Here is a 15,095-nt window from a genome sequence, read left to right on the forward strand (position 1 = left end):
GCCATGAGTGGTCCAGATATCGAGGCGCGTGCCCGCGCCGTCCAGGGACAGAACCTTCTTGTCCGGCAGTTGCGCGAGAGCGGTAACGACAGCGAAGCCGATCGACTCCAGGAAACGTATCACGCACGCGAGATGTCAGGCCTTGCCGCCGACGTCTATCTCTCGGCCAAGGGCCAGGGCGAGCCCCCTGAGGGCTGGTCGCGCGCAACCGATGATCCCGCCGCGCTCAGGGCTGCAGGCATCAACCTGTCAGACGATGAGCTTCGGGACATGCTGCAACCCCCTCAGTCGGGCTTTCGCGCCGAGATATACATACCTGACAAGGCTGTGTTCGGAGAGGCCGCAAAGCCAGTTGTTGTTTACAAAGGGTCAACTGGCGAGATTATCGACCCGTCAGCACCAGGAGGTCGGCGCGAGTCTGGCGGAGAAGATTTCCTCAACAACGGTCAGCAGGGAATTGGGATGCGTAGTGACTACTACGATCGCGCCATGCGACTGGCCGCAACCATTGATCGGCAAGTTCCTGGCGGCTTCGAAATCGCCGGCCACTCCCTAGGCGGCGGTATGGCTTCCGCGGCATCGGCTGTCACCGGTGCACGCGCCACCACCTTCAACGCCGCCGGCCTGCACCCCGATACGCCGGCGCGCTTTGCCAAAGACAACGGCCTGCCGACCTTCAATCCCGAGCAGAGCGTGCACACCTACCAGACCAGCGGGGAGGTGCTCAACGATGTGCAGAACGGGATGCAGCGTCTGAACGCGCAGCAGCGGCATGCCTATGGCCTGTTGGCCAACGAGGCCAGCCTGCTGCTGCGCGAGCCGATGATGCAGGCCAAGGTCGCCGAGAAGATGCGCGAAATGCTGCCGCCCGGCGCGCAGACCGCCGCCGCGCAGTTTGTGGAGCAACTGGCCACGAAGCCGGGCTATGAGGCGCTGCGCAACATTCCGGTGGCCGCTGGCCGCATGGAGATCGTGCTCGACCCCAAGACCCATGATGCGCAAGGCAAGCTGGTGGACCGCGCGCGTACGGATGCTCCGAGCCAGGTGGCCGAACTGGCCGGACCGCTGTCCAAGGTGCTGCACGCGGCTGCGCATGGCATGCATGACGGGCGCGTGGTCGGTGAGCAGGTCGAGCGCGCAGGCGCGGTGGTGGCGCACGGGTTGGACAAGACCGGCGACGGCGTAGCGCAGGTTGCGCGGGTCAATGGCATGGTGCTCGGCAAAGTGGTCGATATGGGATCGACCACGCTGCAGGTCGGCGCGAAAGCCACCACGACGGTGTATGCCGAGGGCCGCGAGCTGACCGGCATGATCGAGTCCACACGCCACCGCGTGGAAAGCAGGGTGCAGTCCGGCGTGCTTTCGCTCGCGTCTTGGGGAGCGGGCAAATTGGGCATGGACGACACCGCCAGAGAACTCAGCCGCGGCGCCACTGCGACCCACGCTGCCGGCGAGGCGCGCGCCACGGCCGCCTCCCGCCACGCCCGTGAGGACGCCGACGCGGCGCGGGGCGCGGGCCGCCGCGTCGCAGATACCATCGACCATGGCGGCCAGTGGGCGGCCGGTGGCCTGCGCAACGGCTACGCCACGGCGGGCGCCTACGTCGACAAGGGGTATGACCTGGCCGCGTATCACGTGAAAACAACCGCGGCGCAGGCACCGGCGGTGTTTGCATCGGTGGGTGGCATCGCTGCGGGGCTGCAGAGCACGGCCAGGAACTATGTGCCCACCCCGACTGCGCCGCAGAATATCGGCAACATCATCGAAACCAAGCGGCTGTACGACCGCATCGGCCCGGCCTTCGGCGAGGCAGTCAACCGCCACGGCATGAAAGAAACCGTTATCCCCAGCCTGGACGCGGAACTGATCCGGCAAGAGGCGGCAGCGCGGACGCTGGTGCAGCAGCACGAGCGTATCCAGCACCCGGACGCCGGCCGGCCGGCCAGCGTCGGTACCGAGCCTGGCAGCCGAACGGTCGGGATCAACGACCCCAGCCATCAGGATTACAAGCTCTTCAAGGGTGCACAAACCGGCGTGCACGGCATCGACGCCAGCTTCAACCACACCCCCGACCTGCACAGCGATCAGCTCGCCGGTGCCTTGGCAGCCAAGGCCAAGCAGGAAGGCCTGCAGTCGATCGAGCGGGTGGTGCTCAGCGAGGATCGCGCGCGTGCGTTCGCGGTGGATACGCCGGACCTGGCCGCCGTCAACCGTCACCTGGCCTATGTCGACGTCGTCGCTGGACGACAGCAGCCGCTGAGCGTCAGTACCGAGCAGGCGGCCGAGGTCGACCGGCAGCAGGACCGGGCGGCCAATGCGCCGCAGCTGACCGCCAGCGTCACCGCCGAACAGCAGGCGCAGGACCAGCAATCGGTGGCCCGGCGGATAGGCTGACAGCCCCGCGCGGCTGACGGGATCGCGCGGCATGGCCTTGCGCCGGGCTGACCCGCGCCGGCCAAACGGGTTCCATCCCATGCCGCCGATGCGGTACAGTCGCCGGGTGTCCATTCTGACGACCCCGCATACCCTTTCTTCCGCTCGCCGTTGGTGGCGATGGTGGCCTGTTGCCGTCGTCCGTCCCGCCACCGCCGTTTCCCGGAAGGAAAGTCGTCTTGATCACGTTCGAGCAGTTCCAGCAGCAGGCCGCTGAAGGCCACACCCGCATCCCCGTCGTCCGCGAAGTGCTGTCCGACCTGGACACGCCGCTTTCGGTCTATCTGAAGCTCGCCGACGGCCCGCATACCTATCTGTTTGAATCGGTCGAGGGCGGTGAACGCTTCGGGCGCTATTCCATCATCGGCCTGCCGGCGCGCCGGGTGTATGCCTTCCACGGCCATACGCTGACCGTCAGCGAGTCCGGTGAGGTGGTGGAAACCCGTGAGGTGGCCGATCCGTTTACCGAGGTCGAGGCGCTGCGCAGCGCCCATTCGGTGCCCAAGCTGGCCGGTCTGCCGGGCTTCACCGGTGGCCTGGTGGGCTGGTTCGGGTTCGAGTGCATCGGCTACATCGAGCCGCGCCTGGCACCACCGCGTGGCCGCGACGAGCTGGGCACGCCGGACATCCTGCTGCTGCACTCCGAAGAGCTGGCGGTGTTCGACAACCTCAAGGGCCGTCTGTACCTGATCGTGCACGCCGACCCCGGCCAGCCCGGGGCGTGGGACCAGGCCCAGGCCAAGCTGGACGCGCTGGTGGCCAAACTGCGCGCCCCCGGCGCCGGTTACCCCGCACCGATCACCCGCGACGTGCTGGACGAGAACGATTTCGTCTCCGGTTTCACCCGCGAGGGCTTCATCGCCGCGGTGGAGAAATCCAAGGAATACATCCGCGCCGGCGACATCTTCCAGGTGGTGCTGAGCCAGCGTCTGAGCGTGCCGTTCAAGGCGCGCCCGGTGGATGTGTACCGCGCGCTGCGTGCGCTCAATCCTTCGCCGTACATGTATTTCCTCGACACGGGCGACGTGCAGGTGGTCGGCTCCTCGCCGGAGATCCTGGTGCGCCTGCAGGATGGTGAAGTGACCGTGCGCCCGATCGCCGGCACCCGCCCGCGGGGCGCCACGGTGGAAGAAGACAACGCGCTGGAAGTGGAACTGCTGGCCGATCCGAAGGAACGCGCCGAGCACCTGATGCTGATCGACCTGGGGCGCAACGATGCCGGCCGCGTGTCCAACGCGGGCACCGTGGAAGTGGGCGAGCAGTTCGTGATCGAACGCTACAGCCACGTCATGCATATCGTCAGCGAAGTCACCGGGCAGCTGCAGCCGGGCCTGAGCTATGCCGACGTGCTGCGCGCGACGTTCCCGGCCGGCACCGTCAGCGGTGCGCCGAAGATCCGCGCGCTGGAAGTGATCCGCGAGCTGGAGCCGATCAAGCGCAACGTCTACGCCGGCAGCATCGGCTACATCGGCTGGCATGGCGATGCCGATACTGCGATCGCCATCCGCACCGCGGTCATCAAGGACGGTCGCCTGCACGTGCAGGCCGGTGCCGGCATCGTCTACGACTCCGATCCGGGCAAGGAATGGGACGAGACGATGAACAAGGGGCGCGCGTTGTTCCGTGCCGTGGCGCAGGCTGCCAAGGGCCTCTGATTTTAAAGCGCCGTGGCCGTTGCCACGGTCTTCCGCTGCATCATCTGACAAGGAATACCGCATGAAGCTGCTGAGCGCATTGCTGTTGTCGTCGACGTTGGCCGTGGCGGCCGCACCTGCATGGGCGCAGGCCAACTCCATTCCCTCGCAGCCGCATCTATTGGTGAAGGGCGAAGGCTCACGGACGGTGATGCCGGACCGTTTCACCGTGGACTTGTTGGTGAAGTCGACCGATATGCAGCCCGACGTGGCGCGCGGCAAGGTGCAGGACAACATTGCCAGTGTGCTGGGGTCGTTCAAGCGACACCGCGCCGTGTCTGGCACCGTGCGTGCGGACAACCTGATGATCCAGCCCGAAATGCGCTATGCCAACAACCGGCAGGAGTTCGTCGGCACGCGGGTCAGCCGACGCGTGCGGGGTGGCTTTGACAACACCGAAGCACTGCAGGCGTTTCTGCGCGATACCGCCGCCAGTGAAGACCTGCAGATCACTTCCCTGCAGCCGGGCTATTCGAAAGAAGCGACGTTGCGCGCCGAGCTGAAGGCCGAAGCTGCCGCGCAGACGCGCCAATCGGCCCAGGGTCTGGCGCAAGCCTACGGCGCACGGATCTCCGGGCTGTACAGCATCTCCGACGTCGCGCCGAGTTTCGCCTATGGCGTGCAGGCCGGCACCTGGCCGCGTGCGCAGGCAGGCAACGTGATGCCTCCTTCGCCGCCTGCGCCGGGGTACGACATCGAGACGACTGGATCGCGGGCAACCGAATCGGTTCAGGCCGGGCCGATCAGCATCACCGAAAACGTGTACGCCATCTTCCTCATTACCGACGGATCCTGATTATGTTGTTGATGCTCGACAACTACGACAGCTTCACCTACAACCTCGTGCAGTACCTGCAGACGCTGGGCGCCGAGGTCAAGGTGGTGCGCAACGACGCCCTGAGCGTTGATGAGATCGCCGCGCTCGCCCCCGAGCGCATCGTGATCTCGCCCGGCCCGTGCACGCCCAACGAAGCGGGCGTGTCGCTGGAGCTGATCCGCCGGCTCGGCCCGACCACGCCGATCCTCGGCGTGTGCCTGGGGCACCAGGGCATCGGCCAGGTCTACGGCGGCGATGTGATCCGCGCGGGCACCATCATGCACGGCAAGACCTCTTCGATCCGGCATGAAGGCAAGGGCGTGTTCGCCGGCCTGCCGGACCGCTACCAGGCCACGCGCTACCACTCGCTGGTGGTGGACAAAACCACGCTGCCGGCGTGCCTGGAAGTGACCGCCTGGACCGAAAACGAGGACGGCACCCTCGAAGAAATCATGGGCCTGCGCCATCGCGAGCACCCGGTCGAAGGCGTGCAGTTCCATCCCGAATCGATCCTCACCGAGCATGGCCACGCCCTGCTGAAGAACTTCCTGCAGCGCTGAGCGCGCCGCACCTGTACCGCAAAGGACCCCCCATGACCTTCTCCGCCCAGGAAGCCCTGCAGCGCACCATCGAACACCGCGAAATCTTTTTCGACGAAATGGTCGACCTGATGCGTCAAGTGATGCGCGGTGACGTGTCGCCGGTGATGACGGCCGCCATCCTCACCGGCCTGCGGGTCAAGAAGGAAACCGTCGGCGAGATCGCCGGGGCGGCCACGGTGATGCGCGAACTGGCGCTGGCGGTGCCGGTGCAGGACAAGACCCACCTGGTGGATATCGTCGGCACCGGTGGCGATGGCTCGCACACGTTCAACATCTCCACCTGCGCGATGTTCGTGGTGGCCGCGGCCGGGGCCAAGGTGGCCAAGCACGGCAACCGCAGCGTCTCGTCCAAGTCCGGCAGCGCCGACGCGGTCGAAGCCCTGGGCGCGATCATCGACCTGCGCCCGGAGGAGGTCGCGCGGGCGATCACCGAGACCGGGATCGGCTTCATGTTCGCGCCGATGCACCACCCGGCGATGAAGATCGTCGCGCCGGTGCGCCGCGAAATGGGCGTGCGCACCATCTTCAACATCCTCGGCCCGTTGACCAATCCGGTGGGCGCCACCAATGTGCTGATGGGCGTGTTCCACCCGGACCTGGTCGGCATCCAGGCGCGCGTGCTGCGTGAACTCGGCGCCGAACGCGCGCTGGTGGTGTGGGGGCGCGACAACATGGACGAGATCTCATTGGGCGCCGGCACCCTGGTCGGTGAACTGCGCGACGGCAAGGTGCGCGAATATGAAATCCATCCGGAAGACTTCGGCATCGCCATGTCGGCCAGCCGCAACCTGAAAGTGGCCAACCCGGAGGAATCGATCGCGATGCTGCGCGGCGTGCTCGACAACCAGCCCGGCCCGGCGCTGGATATCGTCGCGCTCAACGCCGGCGCGGCCCTGTACGTGGCCGGCGTGGCCGACAGCATCGCCGACGGCCTGGCGCGCGCCCGCGCAGCCATTGCCGACGGCAGTGCACGCTCGCGCATGACCCAGTACGTGGCGGCCACCCAGCGCATCCGCGCCAGGGCCTGAGCCCTCCGTTTCACGCTTTACCCGTGGCTGGTCGATAATGGCCGGCCTGAAGGACCCTGACCGACATGAGCGACAAGAGCGACATCCTCGACACCATCCTGGCCCGCAAGGCCGAAGAAGTCGCCGCCCGCCGTGCCCAGGTGCCGCTGGAGGCACTGATCGCCCGCGTGGCGCAGGCGTCGCCGGTGCGTGGCTTCGCCGATGCGCTGCGCGCCTCGATCGCTGCCGGCAACCCGGCGGTGATCGCCGAGATCAAGAAGGCCAGCCCGTCCAAGGGCGTGATCCGTCCGGACTTCCATCCGGCCGATATCGCGGTCAGCTACGAGTTCGGCGGCGCCAGTTGCCTGTCGGTGTTGACCGACGTGGACTTCTTCCAGGGCAGCGATGCCTACCTGCAGCAGGCGCGCGAGGCGTGCACGCTGCCGGTGCTGCGCAAGGACTTCGTGATCGATGCCTACCAGGTGTATGAAGCGCGCGTGCTCGGCGCCGACTGCATCCTGTTGATCGTGGCCGCACTCAGCGACCGCCAGCTGGCCGAACTGTCCGACCTGGCCATGCAGCTGGGCATGGACGTGCTGGTGGAAGTGCACGACATCGACGAGCTCGAGCGCGCCATCCAGGTGCCGGTGCCGCTGATCGGCATCAACAACCGCAACCTGCGCACCTTCGAGGTGTCGCTGCAGACCACCCTGGACATGCGCCAGGCGGTGCCGCGCGATCGCCTGCTGGTCACCGAAAGCGGCATCCTCGGCCCGGCCGATGTCAGCGTCATGCTTGAGGCCGGGGTCAATGCGTTCCTGGTGGGGGAGGCCTTCATGCGCGTGGAAGAGCCCGGCGAGGGCCTTCGTCAGCTATTCTTCAGCGCATGACTGCGAACTACCCAACGCCGCGCGACGACGCCACGCTGGTGGTCTTCGATTTTGATCACACCCTCTACGATGGCGACTCGGGCAGCCATCTGTTTGCCTGGCTGATCAAGCGCAACCCGCTGCGGTTGCTGGTCGCGCTGCTGGCCACGCCGATCTTGGGGCCGCTGGTGGCGTTCCTGCCCACCCGCCGCCGTGGCATTTCCGGCTACGTCTGGATCGCCACCTTCGGCCTGCACCGGGCGCGCGAGTTCAACAAGGTCATCGACCGCTACGTGCTTACCCACGAGGCCGATATCCGCCGCCGGCTGCTGCCGGTCGCGCTGGCGGTGTTCGCCAGGCATCGTGCGCAGGGCGACCGCGTGGTGGTCGCCACCGGCGCACCGCCCGAGCTGGCCCGCGCGATCCTGGCCTTCGTCGCCCACCAGGACGTGCCGGTGATCGGTACCGAGGTCGGCCCGTGCCTGGGCGCGGTGATCGCCACCCGCCACTGCCACAACGAAGAGAAGATGCGCATGCTGCGCGAGCGCGGCTACGGCGAAATCGCCATCGCCTACTCCGACAGCAGCGCCGACCTGCCGTTGCTGCTGGCCGCCAAGGCGCCCGTGGTGGTCAATCCCAAGGCGTCGCGGGTGGCCCATTTCCGCCAGGTGCTGCCGCCGGGGACGCCCGTGCTCAACTGGGGCTGCGTGGATCGGGCCGGCGATCCGGTCTGATCCTGCGATGACGCCTTCGGCCTAGGTTGCGCCACGCCACGACAGGAAGGCGTGGCCGATCTGGAACAGGCTGATCGACAGCACCAGTACGCCGACGGCCACCAGCACCCAGCGTTCCTTGACCCGTTTCACCAGCAGCGCCGCCACCGGCGCGGCCATCATTCCGCCGATCATCAGCCCGGCGACGATGTTCAGGTACTGCAGGCCCATCGTCAGCAGGAAGGTGATCGACACCGCCAGCGTCACCACGAACTCGGCCGCATTGACCGTGCCGATGGTGGTGCGGACCTGGCCGCCGCGGGCCAGCAGGGTGGAGGTGGCCACCGGCCCCCAGCCGCCACCGCCGCTGGCATCCAGCAGCCCGGCCACAAACCCCAGCACCGGTACGCGCTTCACTTCCTGGGCAGGCATCAGCCGGCCGGCGGCGCGCAGCAGGATGAAGATCGCCAGGATCAGCAGGTAGGCATAGATGAACGGGCGGATGAACTCGCCCGGCAGTTGGGTCAGCACGTACGCACCGACCACCCCGCCCACCGCGCCTGGCAGGGCCAGGCGCAGGAACAGGCGTCGGTCGACGTTGCCAGCCACCAGATGCGAAACGCCCGACGCGCCCGTGGTGAACACTTCGGCGGTATGGATGCTGGCGCTCACCGCCGCCGGCGGCAGGCCCATGCTCAGCAGCACCGAGGACGAGACCAGCCCGAAGGCCATGCCCAACGCACCGTCGACCAGCTGCGCGCCGAGGCCGATCAGGATGAACCAATAGAATTCGCTGCCCAGTTCCATGGCAACAGCCTAGCGGCAAACCGATGAGGTGGAGGTCTGGGATGTGCCGGCCGTTGGTCGGCAACCCCCGCCAAGCGGGGTAGGCCTGGGTCTGGGGCTGCCTGGTTGCCGGCCAGCGGCCGGCACTACGGGGACCCGCCGGTGCGCGGTCCGGGACGGGGCAGGGGCAGGCGCAGGCGTCAACGGGTGCCGTACAGGACCACGGTCTTGCCGCGGGCGTGAAGGAGCCCGTCGGTCTGCAGCTTCTTCAGTACGCGGCCGGCCATCTCACGCGAGCAGCCGACCAGCCTGGCCAGTTCCTGGCGGGAAACGCGCAGCTGGGTGCCCTGCGGGTGGCTCATGGCCTCCGGCTCGCGGGACAGGTCGTGCAGGGTGCGGACGATACGGTCGGTGACGTCCAGGAAGGCCAGGCGGCTGGCTTTCCTGCTGGTGTCCAGCAACCGCTTGGAGATCTGCTGCCCAAGCGCGTACAGCAGGCGCGGGGCGTCGGCCGACAGCGGGCCGAGGAACAGCTGGTGCAGGCGTTCGTAGCTGATCTCAGCCAGCTCGCAGGGGGTGCGGGTGCGCAGGATCACCTCGCGACGGTCGGATTCGACGAACAGCCCCATCTCGCCGACGAATTCACCTGAACCGAAGTAGCCGAGGACCAGCTCGCGGTCGTCCTCTTCCTCAGCAATTATAGAAACCGAGCCGCTTATCACGTAGTAAAGGGTGCCAGCGGGGTCCCCGGGGCGGAACACATCGGTCCGCGCGGGGTAGCGGCGGCGATGGCTGTGGGCCAGAAAACGGTCGATGGTGGCGATATCCAGGGCCAGTGGACTTGTGGCAAGGCGCACAGTTGACACGTTTGAGGCGCTCCCTTTGCTCATGAACAATTCACGGCTATGTGCCGCGAGCTTAACGATCCGGTTTGTTAAGGGCAAACAGAGCACACCTATTCCTTTCGATGCAAGTTTCGCCCCCGATCACTTTGCCCCATAATTGCGCCTTTCCCACCACTCACAGGATCCACCGCCGTGGTCAAGCCGTTGCCTCGCCTGAGGTTGCAGGGTTTCAACAACCTCACCAAGGCGCTGAGCTTCAACATCTATGACGTGTGTTACGCGCGCACCGAAGAAGAGCGTCAGCGTTACATCGAATACATTGATGAAGAGTACAACGCCGATAGGCTTACTCAGATCTTGACCGATGTCGCCGAGATCATCGGCGCCAACATCCTCAACGTGGCGCGCCAGGATTACGATCCGCAGGGTGCCTCGGTGACGATCCTGATCTCTGAAGAACCGGTGATCGACAAGAAGCAGGCCGGCAAGGAGTTGATCTCCGATGCCGTGGTCGCGCACATGGACAAGAGCCACATCACTGTCCATACCTACCCGGAGACCCACCCGCAGGAGGGCATCGCCACGTTCCGCGCGGACATCGATGTGGCTACCTGTGGCGTGATTTCCCCGCTGAAGGCGCTGAACTACCTGATCGAGAGTCTGGAATCGGACATCGTGATCATGGACTACCGCGTGCGTGGCTTCACCCGTGATGTAAAGGGCAAGAAGCACTACATCGATCACAAGATCCACTCGATCCAGAACTTCCTGGCCAAGAACATCAAGTCGCGTTACGAGATGTTCGACGTCAACGTCTACCAGGAAAACATCTTCCACACGAAGATGCACCTGAAGGACTTCGACCTGGACCAGTACCTGTTCGAAGAGAAGGCCAAGAACCTGTCGTTCAAGGAACGCATGAAGATCGAGGCGCTGCTGCGTCGCGAGATCGAAGAGCTGTTCCACGGGCGCAACCTGACCGAGTAATACCGCTGTGACAGCCGCCCCGGGCAACCGGTGGCGGCGCTGCACCCGGCGGGATGGCCCGCCCCGTGATGCCCGGATCCGTGCAGTACCGGTGCCAGGGAAGCCAATCGACGACGGTCCGGTGTGAAGACACCGGGCCGTTTTTGTTTTTTCACAGGAGTACCCATGCCCTGGATCTATCTGCTGCTGGCCGGCCTGTTCGAAATCGGCTTTGCGATCGGAATGAAGTACTCGGAGGGCTTCAGCAGGCCGCTGCCCACCCTGGCCACCGTCGGTGCGGCGCTGGTCAGCCTGTACCTGATGAGCCAGGCGATGAAGTCGATCCCGGTCGGCACCGCCTATGCGATCTGGACCGGCATCGGCGCCCTCGGCGTGGCCACGCTGGGCATCTTCCTGTTCGGCGACAGCGCCTCGCTGCCGCGGCTGGCCTGTGTGGGCCTGATCGTGGCCGGCGTGATCGGGTTGAAGCTGGTCGGGGGCTGATCGGCGCGTCGGAAGGACGTCGCGCACGCACCCCCGGTGGTGCCGGCCGCTGGCCGGCAACGCGTGCATCCAGATGGGTTCATGAGGGGCGTACCAGATCGGGTTGAACAGGCTCGGGCGGCTGTCCAGTTCCCGCAGGCGCTGGGCGCACCAGGCCAGGTGATCGGTCTCTTCCTGGGCCGCGTCGAGCAGGTGGGCACGGGTCTGCGGCTCCTGGGCGACCGCGGCCTGGCCGAAGTACAGGCCTTGGGCGCACACCTCGCCGACATGGTTGATGCGCATCAGGCCGGCGGCATGGCGGCGCTCGGCGCTGGCCATCTGCACGTCCGGCGTGGCCTGGGCGGGGTAGGGGCGGCTGGCCGGCGGGTTGCCGAAGACCGTGTCCAGGGCGCGCTGGGCTTCGGTCAGCAGGTGATCGAGCGGGGTGATCTGGCGGGTCACGGTCATGGCGGGGCGGCGTGCAGCGGGGGATCGTCGATTCTCGCCCCCTGGCGGCGGTGTGCCAAGCCACGGCAGGGGTCAACTTGCATGTGCGGGGTCGCGCCGGTACAATCCCGCCTCTTCACAACGCGTGGCAGAGTTCCGGCCGTTCAGCGCCGCAATGAGCCCGACCTACTTGAGTTCTTTCATGAGCACTTTCACTGCAAAGTCCGAGACCGTCCAGCGTGACTGGTATCTCGTCGACGCTTCCGGCAAGACGCTGGGCCGTCTGTCCACCGAGCTGGCCCGCCGTCTGCGCGGCAAGCACAAGCCGGTTTACACCCCTCACGTTGATACCGGTGATTACCTGGTTGTCATCAATGCAGAAAAGATTGTCGTCACCGGCAAGAAGCTGCAGGACAAGCTGTATCACCGTTTCACTGGCTACATCGGCAACCTGAAGACCGAAACTCTGGCCCAGGCGCTTGAGCGCCACCCGGAGCGCGTCATCGAGACCGCCGTCAAGGGCATGCTGCCGAAGGGCCCGCTGGGCCGCGCCATGTACCGCAAGCTCAAGGTGTACTCGGGTTCCGAGCACCCGCACGCCGCTCAGCAGCCTCAGGTTCTGGATATCTAATCATGGCTATCACTCAAAACTACGGCACCGGCCGCCGCAAGTCCTCCACCGCCCGCGTGTTCTTGCGCAAGGGCGCCGGCAACATCACCGTCAATGGCCGTCCGCTGGACGAGTTCTTTGGCCGTGAGACCGCGCGCATGATCGTGCGCCAGCCGCTGGAGCTGACCAAGAACACCGAAAGCTTCGACATCATGGTCACCGCCGCTGGCGGCGGCACCACCGGCCAGGCCGGTGCGATCCGTCTGGGCATCGCCCGTGCGCTGGTCGAGTACGACGAAACCCTGAAGTCCGAGCTGCGCAAGGCTGGCTTCATGACCCGTGACGCCCGTGAAGTCGAGCGTAAGAAGGTCGGCCTGCACAAGGCACGTCGCGCCACCCAGTTCTCCAAGCGCTGATCCATCGCGCCTGGCGTGGGATCTTTCGGGATCCCGCTGGGAGGACAGCAAAAGCCCGGCCTCGGCCGGGCTTTTCCCGTTTGTGGGATGCCGCATTGCCAAGGGCGGTGCAGGGTGCCAGAAACAGGCCGGTAGAGCCGAGCCATGCTCGGCTGCCGTCGCCATCGCCATCGCCTCTGCCTCTTCCGTTGCCATTGCCCGATATCCAAAGCCAAAGCATCTGCTCTGCGCATTGGCCTGGCTGGGTCGGCGCGGGTGGRTTGKCGGGACACGCTGCAAGTACATCCGTGTAAGCTCCGTCGCCGCATCCATGCGGCTCAGGGTCCCGCCAACCCACCCGCGCCGACCCTCGACAGTTGGCTGGTGAGCAGGGGAAAAGCGAGGCAAAACGGGCGAGCGCCTGGGGGCGTTGAATCGGTAGTGCCGGCCGCTGGCCGGCAACCTCGTCGCCCATCCGCGAGCCGAGGGTGACGCTTGCGATGGTCGTGACCCCGATTGCGCTCTTCCATCATCCGGGCCGCTGGCCGTGCTGGCGTCATCGCCGATCAATCGCGGCGTATCTCGCCGTTGATGGCGAACGCTGCCTGCCCGCCTGCCCGCCTGCCCGCCTGCCCCCAATGGCGCCCAGCGCCCCTCCTGCACCATCAGGCGAAGCAGCCCCTTGGAGAGTCCAAGGGCGCGCGCCGACAGGCGCGGGGATGTGGAGGTAAGGGAGGCGGACCCCAGTCTTGCTGCGCAAGGTTGGGGTGCTGGGCGCATAGCGCCCAGCTAACTGCACCAAATAAAACAAAAGGCCTGATCTTTCGATCAGGCCTTTTGTTTTATTTGGCTGCCCCGGATGGATTCGAACCACCGAATGCCTGAGTCAGAGTCAGGTGCCTTACCGCTTGGCGACGGGGCAATATCTGCGTGCAAGTATTGCACTTTTTCCCTACAAAACCAAGCTGAACTTGGTGGCTATGGGTGGACTCGAACCACCGACCCCAGCATTATGAGTGCTGTGCTCTAACCGGCTGAGCTACATAGCCTAGGGAGCCGGTAATTCTGGAGATGTATCCGGGATCTGTCAACACTTTTTCATCACGCTTGTGAGTGGACAGCCGGCGTGTCACAGTCCCGGACAGTAGATTTTTCTAGGAGTCCGCATCGTGATCGATCCGGACGGCTATCGACCGAACGTCGGTATTGTGCTGATGCGGGAAGACGGGCAGGTGTTCTGGGCGCGACGTGTGCGCCGGGACGGCTGGCAGTTCCCGCAGGGCGGCATGAATACCGACGAGACGCCTGTCGAAGCCATGTATCGCGAGTTGCACGAAGAAACCGGGTTGTTGCCGGAGCACGTCGAAGTGCTCGGGGCGACGCCGGGTTGGCTTCGCTATCGGCTGCCGGCACGGGCCATCCGCCGCAATGAGAAACAGGTCTGCATCGGCCAGAAGCAGGTGTGGTTCCTGCTGCGGCTGGCCGGCGACGAATCCCATGTGTCGCTGGACCATACCGACAGCCCCGAGTTCGACCAGTGGCGCTGGGTGGATTTCTGGTACCCGGTCGAGCATGTGGTGATGTTCAAGCGCGGGGTCTATGCACGTGCGCTGCGCCATCTGGCGCCGTTGGCGCGGGGCGTGGCCGGCACCGGGGTGGAATCGATGCCCAAGTCCGCCCAGGAGGCCTGGATGCCCGGCAACACGGCCGGGCATGATCGGCCGCGCAAGCGCAGCACTCCGCCGCCCAAGCGGGGCTACTGGCCGAAGAAGGCCAAGGCCGAGCCGGGCACCCCCTGAGACGGCGCCACGACCCAGATCGTGGCTCCAGGGGCCGGTCCGGTCGACGATCTGCCGCCAAGTCCGGAGGGTGTGCACCGGGTCGCTGAACCGTATCGAGAATGATTCAGATACGAAATTGACAACCATTCTCGTTTCGATTTGAATAGCGGCAGGCCGATCCGGGCCTGTCTGCCGAGTCCGCACGTGTACGTCTGCATCTGCAACGGGGTTACCGACCACCAGATCCGCGAAGCCGCGCAAAGCGGTGTCGCAAGCGTGTCCGAACTGACCATGCGTACCGGCTGTGGTGCCACCTGCGGCTCGTGCCTGGATATGGCGGCCGACCTGCTGGCCAAGTTCAGCGCCACCCACGACCTGCCGTTGCCGGTGTTGGGCCTGGCCCAAGTTGCCTGAGGTACCTCTCCGCGCAACTGCGCGGTGCCTGCTGGGTTTCTCTTGAAAGAACGACCGAGACCGCCCCGCAAGGCGGCGCGTTGCGTGGTCCTTTAATCCGCGCTGCGTGGACTCAACCTATCCCGTCGGGTGGAGAGCTCCCTTGGAGTACAGGGGGCGCGCCAAAGCGCGCGGAGGTGTGGAGGCAACCCACCGACCCCGGGTTGCTAGCGGATCGTAGGCGTCGTGCCCAG

At 65.8% G+C, this 15,095-nt stretch carries 15 protein-coding genes, 2 tRNA genes and 1 pseudogene; 13 read left to right on the forward strand and 5 right to left on the reverse strand.

The window, feature by feature from the left end:
- The first annotated feature begins 3 nt into the window (after positions 1 to 3).
- From AC1DR7_RS10080 to AC1DR7_RS10110, 7 genes are all read left to right on the forward strand, one after another.
- The gene (locus AC1DR7_RS10080; RefSeq protein ID WP_457318951.1) at positions 4 to 2,394 is read left to right on the forward strand and encodes a Tle-like phospholipase domain-containing protein; all 2,391 of its coding nucleotides are present in this window, start codon (positions 4 to 6) and stop codon (positions 2,392 to 2,394) included.
- Positions 2,395 to 2,612: 218 nt separating this feature from the next.
- Complete coding sequence (trpE, locus tag AC1DR7_RS10085) at positions 2,613 to 4,088, forward strand: anthranilate synthase component I (RefSeq protein WP_478051713.1); 1,476 nt, start codon at positions 2,613 to 2,615, stop codon at positions 4,086 to 4,088.
- A gap of 61 nt (positions 4,089 to 4,149) precedes the next feature.
- Complete coding sequence (locus AC1DR7_RS10090; RefSeq protein WP_457318953.1) at positions 4,150 to 4,923, forward strand: SIMPL domain-containing protein; 774 nt, start codon at positions 4,150 to 4,152, stop codon at positions 4,921 to 4,923.
- Between the two features lie 2 nt (positions 4,924 to 4,925).
- On the forward strand, positions 4,926 to 5,504 hold the full coding sequence (locus AC1DR7_RS10095; RefSeq protein ID WP_457318949.1) for an anthranilate synthase component II: 579 nt from the start codon (positions 4,926 to 4,928) through the stop codon (positions 5,502 to 5,504).
- 32 nt (positions 5,505 to 5,536) lie between these two features.
- Entirely contained in the window at positions 5,537 to 6,574 is a 1,038-nt protein-coding gene (trpD, locus tag AC1DR7_RS10100; protein WP_478051712.1) for an anthranilate phosphoribosyltransferase, read from the forward strand.
- Positions 6,575 to 6,639: 65 nt separating this feature from the next.
- Positions 6,640 to 7,443 (forward strand): indole-3-glycerol phosphate synthase TrpC, encoded by an 804-nt coding sequence (trpC, locus tag AC1DR7_RS10105; protein WP_256776559.1) that lies wholly within the window; start codon positions 6,640 to 6,642, stop codon positions 7,441 to 7,443.
- Positions 7,440 to 8,156 (forward strand): haloacid dehalogenase-like hydrolase, encoded by a 717-nt coding sequence (locus AC1DR7_RS10110; RefSeq protein ID WP_256776560.1) that lies wholly within the window; start codon positions 7,440 to 7,442, stop codon positions 8,154 to 8,156. The genes trpC and AC1DR7_RS10110 overlap by 4 nt, the downstream gene beginning before the upstream one ends.
- 21 nt (positions 8,157 to 8,177) lie before the next feature.
- Here the strand turns inward: AC1DR7_RS10110 and AC1DR7_RS10115 are convergent, their stop codons facing one another.
- Positions 8,178 to 8,942, reverse strand: a complete 765-nt coding sequence (locus tag AC1DR7_RS10115) for a sulfite exporter TauE/SafE family protein (RefSeq protein ID WP_457318947.1) — start codon at positions 8,940 to 8,942, stop codon at positions 8,178 to 8,180.
- A gap of 179 nt (positions 8,943 to 9,121) precedes the next feature.
- Positions 9,122 to 9,811, reverse strand: a complete 690-nt coding sequence (gene crp, locus AC1DR7_RS10120; protein ID WP_256776562.1) for a cAMP-activated global transcriptional regulator CRP — start codon at positions 9,809 to 9,811, stop codon at positions 9,122 to 9,124.
- A gap of 147 nt (positions 9,812 to 9,958) precedes the next feature.
- On the opposite strand from crp, the gene speD reads away from it, so the two are divergent.
- Both speD and sugE read left to right on the forward strand, forming a co-directional pair.
- A complete protein-coding gene (speD, locus tag AC1DR7_RS10125; protein WP_256776563.1) occupies positions 9,959 to 10,753 on the forward strand; it encodes an adenosylmethionine decarboxylase in 795 nt (264 codons plus the stop codon).
- Between the two features lie 165 nt (positions 10,754 to 10,918).
- The gene (gene sugE, locus AC1DR7_RS10130; protein WP_457318946.1) at positions 10,919 to 11,236 is read left to right on the forward strand and encodes a quaternary ammonium compound efflux SMR transporter SugE; all 318 of its coding nucleotides are present in this window, start codon (positions 10,919 to 10,921) and stop codon (positions 11,234 to 11,236) included.
- A gap of 87 nt (positions 11,237 to 11,323) precedes the next feature.
- On the opposite strand, the pseudogene AC1DR7_RS10135 reads toward sugE, so the two are convergent.
- Positions 11,324 to 11,683 (reverse strand): annotated as a pseudogene (locus AC1DR7_RS10135) (demethoxyubiquinone hydroxylase family protein); the annotation flags it as partial.
- A 181-nt stretch (positions 11,684 to 11,864) separates the two neighbouring features.
- On the opposite strand from AC1DR7_RS10135, the gene rplM reads away from it, so the two are divergent.
- Together rplM and rpsI are read left to right on the forward strand one after the other, a co-directional pair.
- Positions 11,865 to 12,293, forward strand: a complete 429-nt coding sequence (gene rplM / locus AC1DR7_RS10140; protein ID WP_256776566.1) for a 50S ribosomal protein L13 — start codon at positions 11,865 to 11,867, stop codon at positions 12,291 to 12,293.
- A 2-nt stretch (positions 12,294 to 12,295) separates the two neighbouring features.
- Positions 12,296 to 12,688 carry a 30S ribosomal protein S9 gene (rpsI, locus tag AC1DR7_RS10145; RefSeq protein WP_017354549.1) on the forward strand — a complete coding sequence of 131 codons (393 nt, stop codon included), beginning with the start codon at positions 12,296 to 12,298 and terminating at the stop codon, positions 12,686 to 12,688.
- A gap of 826 nt (positions 12,689 to 13,514) precedes the next feature.
- Here rpsI and AC1DR7_RS10150 read toward each other — a convergent pair.
- Positions 13,515 to 13,589, reverse strand: a tRNA-Gln gene (locus AC1DR7_RS10150).
- 50 nt (positions 13,590 to 13,639) lie between these two features.
- Positions 13,640 to 13,716, reverse strand: a tRNA-Met gene (locus tag AC1DR7_RS10155).
- Between the two features lie 120 nt (positions 13,717 to 13,836).
- Here AC1DR7_RS10155 and AC1DR7_RS10160 point away from each other — a divergent pair.
- Positions 13,837 to 14,466: an RNA pyrophosphohydrolase gene (locus tag AC1DR7_RS10160; RefSeq protein ID WP_256776567.1), complete on the forward strand. Its 630-nt coding sequence runs from the start codon at positions 13,837 to 13,839 to the stop codon at positions 14,464 to 14,466.
- Between the two features lie 186 nt (positions 14,467 to 14,652).
- A complete protein-coding gene (locus tag AC1DR7_RS10165; RefSeq protein ID WP_038685797.1) occupies positions 14,653 to 14,862 on the forward strand; it encodes a (2Fe-2S)-binding protein in 210 nt (69 codons plus the stop codon).
- Positions 14,863 to 15,095 lie beyond the last annotated feature (233 nt).

The organism is Stenotrophomonas sp. P5_A9 (genome assembly GCF_056400525.1).

What these genes read in the sequence shown, in the direction of transcription:
- AC1DR7_RS10080 (WP_457318951.1), top strand. Translation starts at nt 4, where the DNA reads ATGAGTGGTCCAGATATCGAGGCGCGTGCCCGCGCCGTCCAGGGACAG.
- sugE (WP_457318946.1), top strand. Translation starts at nt 10,919, where the DNA reads ATGCCCTGGATCTATCTGCTGCTGGCCGGCCTGTTCGAAATCGGCTTT.
- rpsI (WP_017354549.1), top strand. Translation starts at nt 12,296, where the DNA reads ATGGCTATCACTCAAAACTACGGCACCGGCCGCCGCAAGTCCTCCACC.
- trpD (WP_478051712.1), top strand. Translation starts at nt 5,537, where the DNA reads ATGACCTTCTCCGCCCAGGAAGCCCTGCAGCGCACCATCGAACACCGC.
- trpC (WP_256776559.1), top strand. Translation starts at nt 6,640, where the DNA reads ATGAGCGACAAGAGCGACATCCTCGACACCATCCTGGCCCGCAAGGCC.
- crp (WP_256776562.1), bottom strand. Translation starts at nt 9,811, where the DNA reads ATGAGCAAAGGGAGCGCCTCAAACGTGTCAACTGTGCGCCTTGCCACA.
- AC1DR7_RS10095 (WP_457318949.1), top strand. Translation starts at nt 4,926, where the DNA reads ATGTTGTTGATGCTCGACAACTACGACAGCTTCACCTACAACCTCGTG.
- AC1DR7_RS10110 (WP_256776560.1), top strand. Translation starts at nt 7,440, where the DNA reads ATGACTGCGAACTACCCAACGCCGCGCGACGACGCCACGCTGGTGGTC.
- rplM (WP_256776566.1), top strand. Translation starts at nt 11,865, where the DNA reads ATGAGCACTTTCACTGCAAAGTCCGAGACCGTCCAGCGTGACTGGTAT.
- AC1DR7_RS10115 (WP_457318947.1), bottom strand. Translation starts at nt 8,942, where the DNA reads ATGGAACTGGGCAGCGAATTCTATTGGTTCATCCTGATCGGCCTCGGC.
- AC1DR7_RS10090 (WP_457318953.1), top strand. Translation starts at nt 4,150, where the DNA reads ATGAAGCTGCTGAGCGCATTGCTGTTGTCGTCGACGTTGGCCGTGGCG.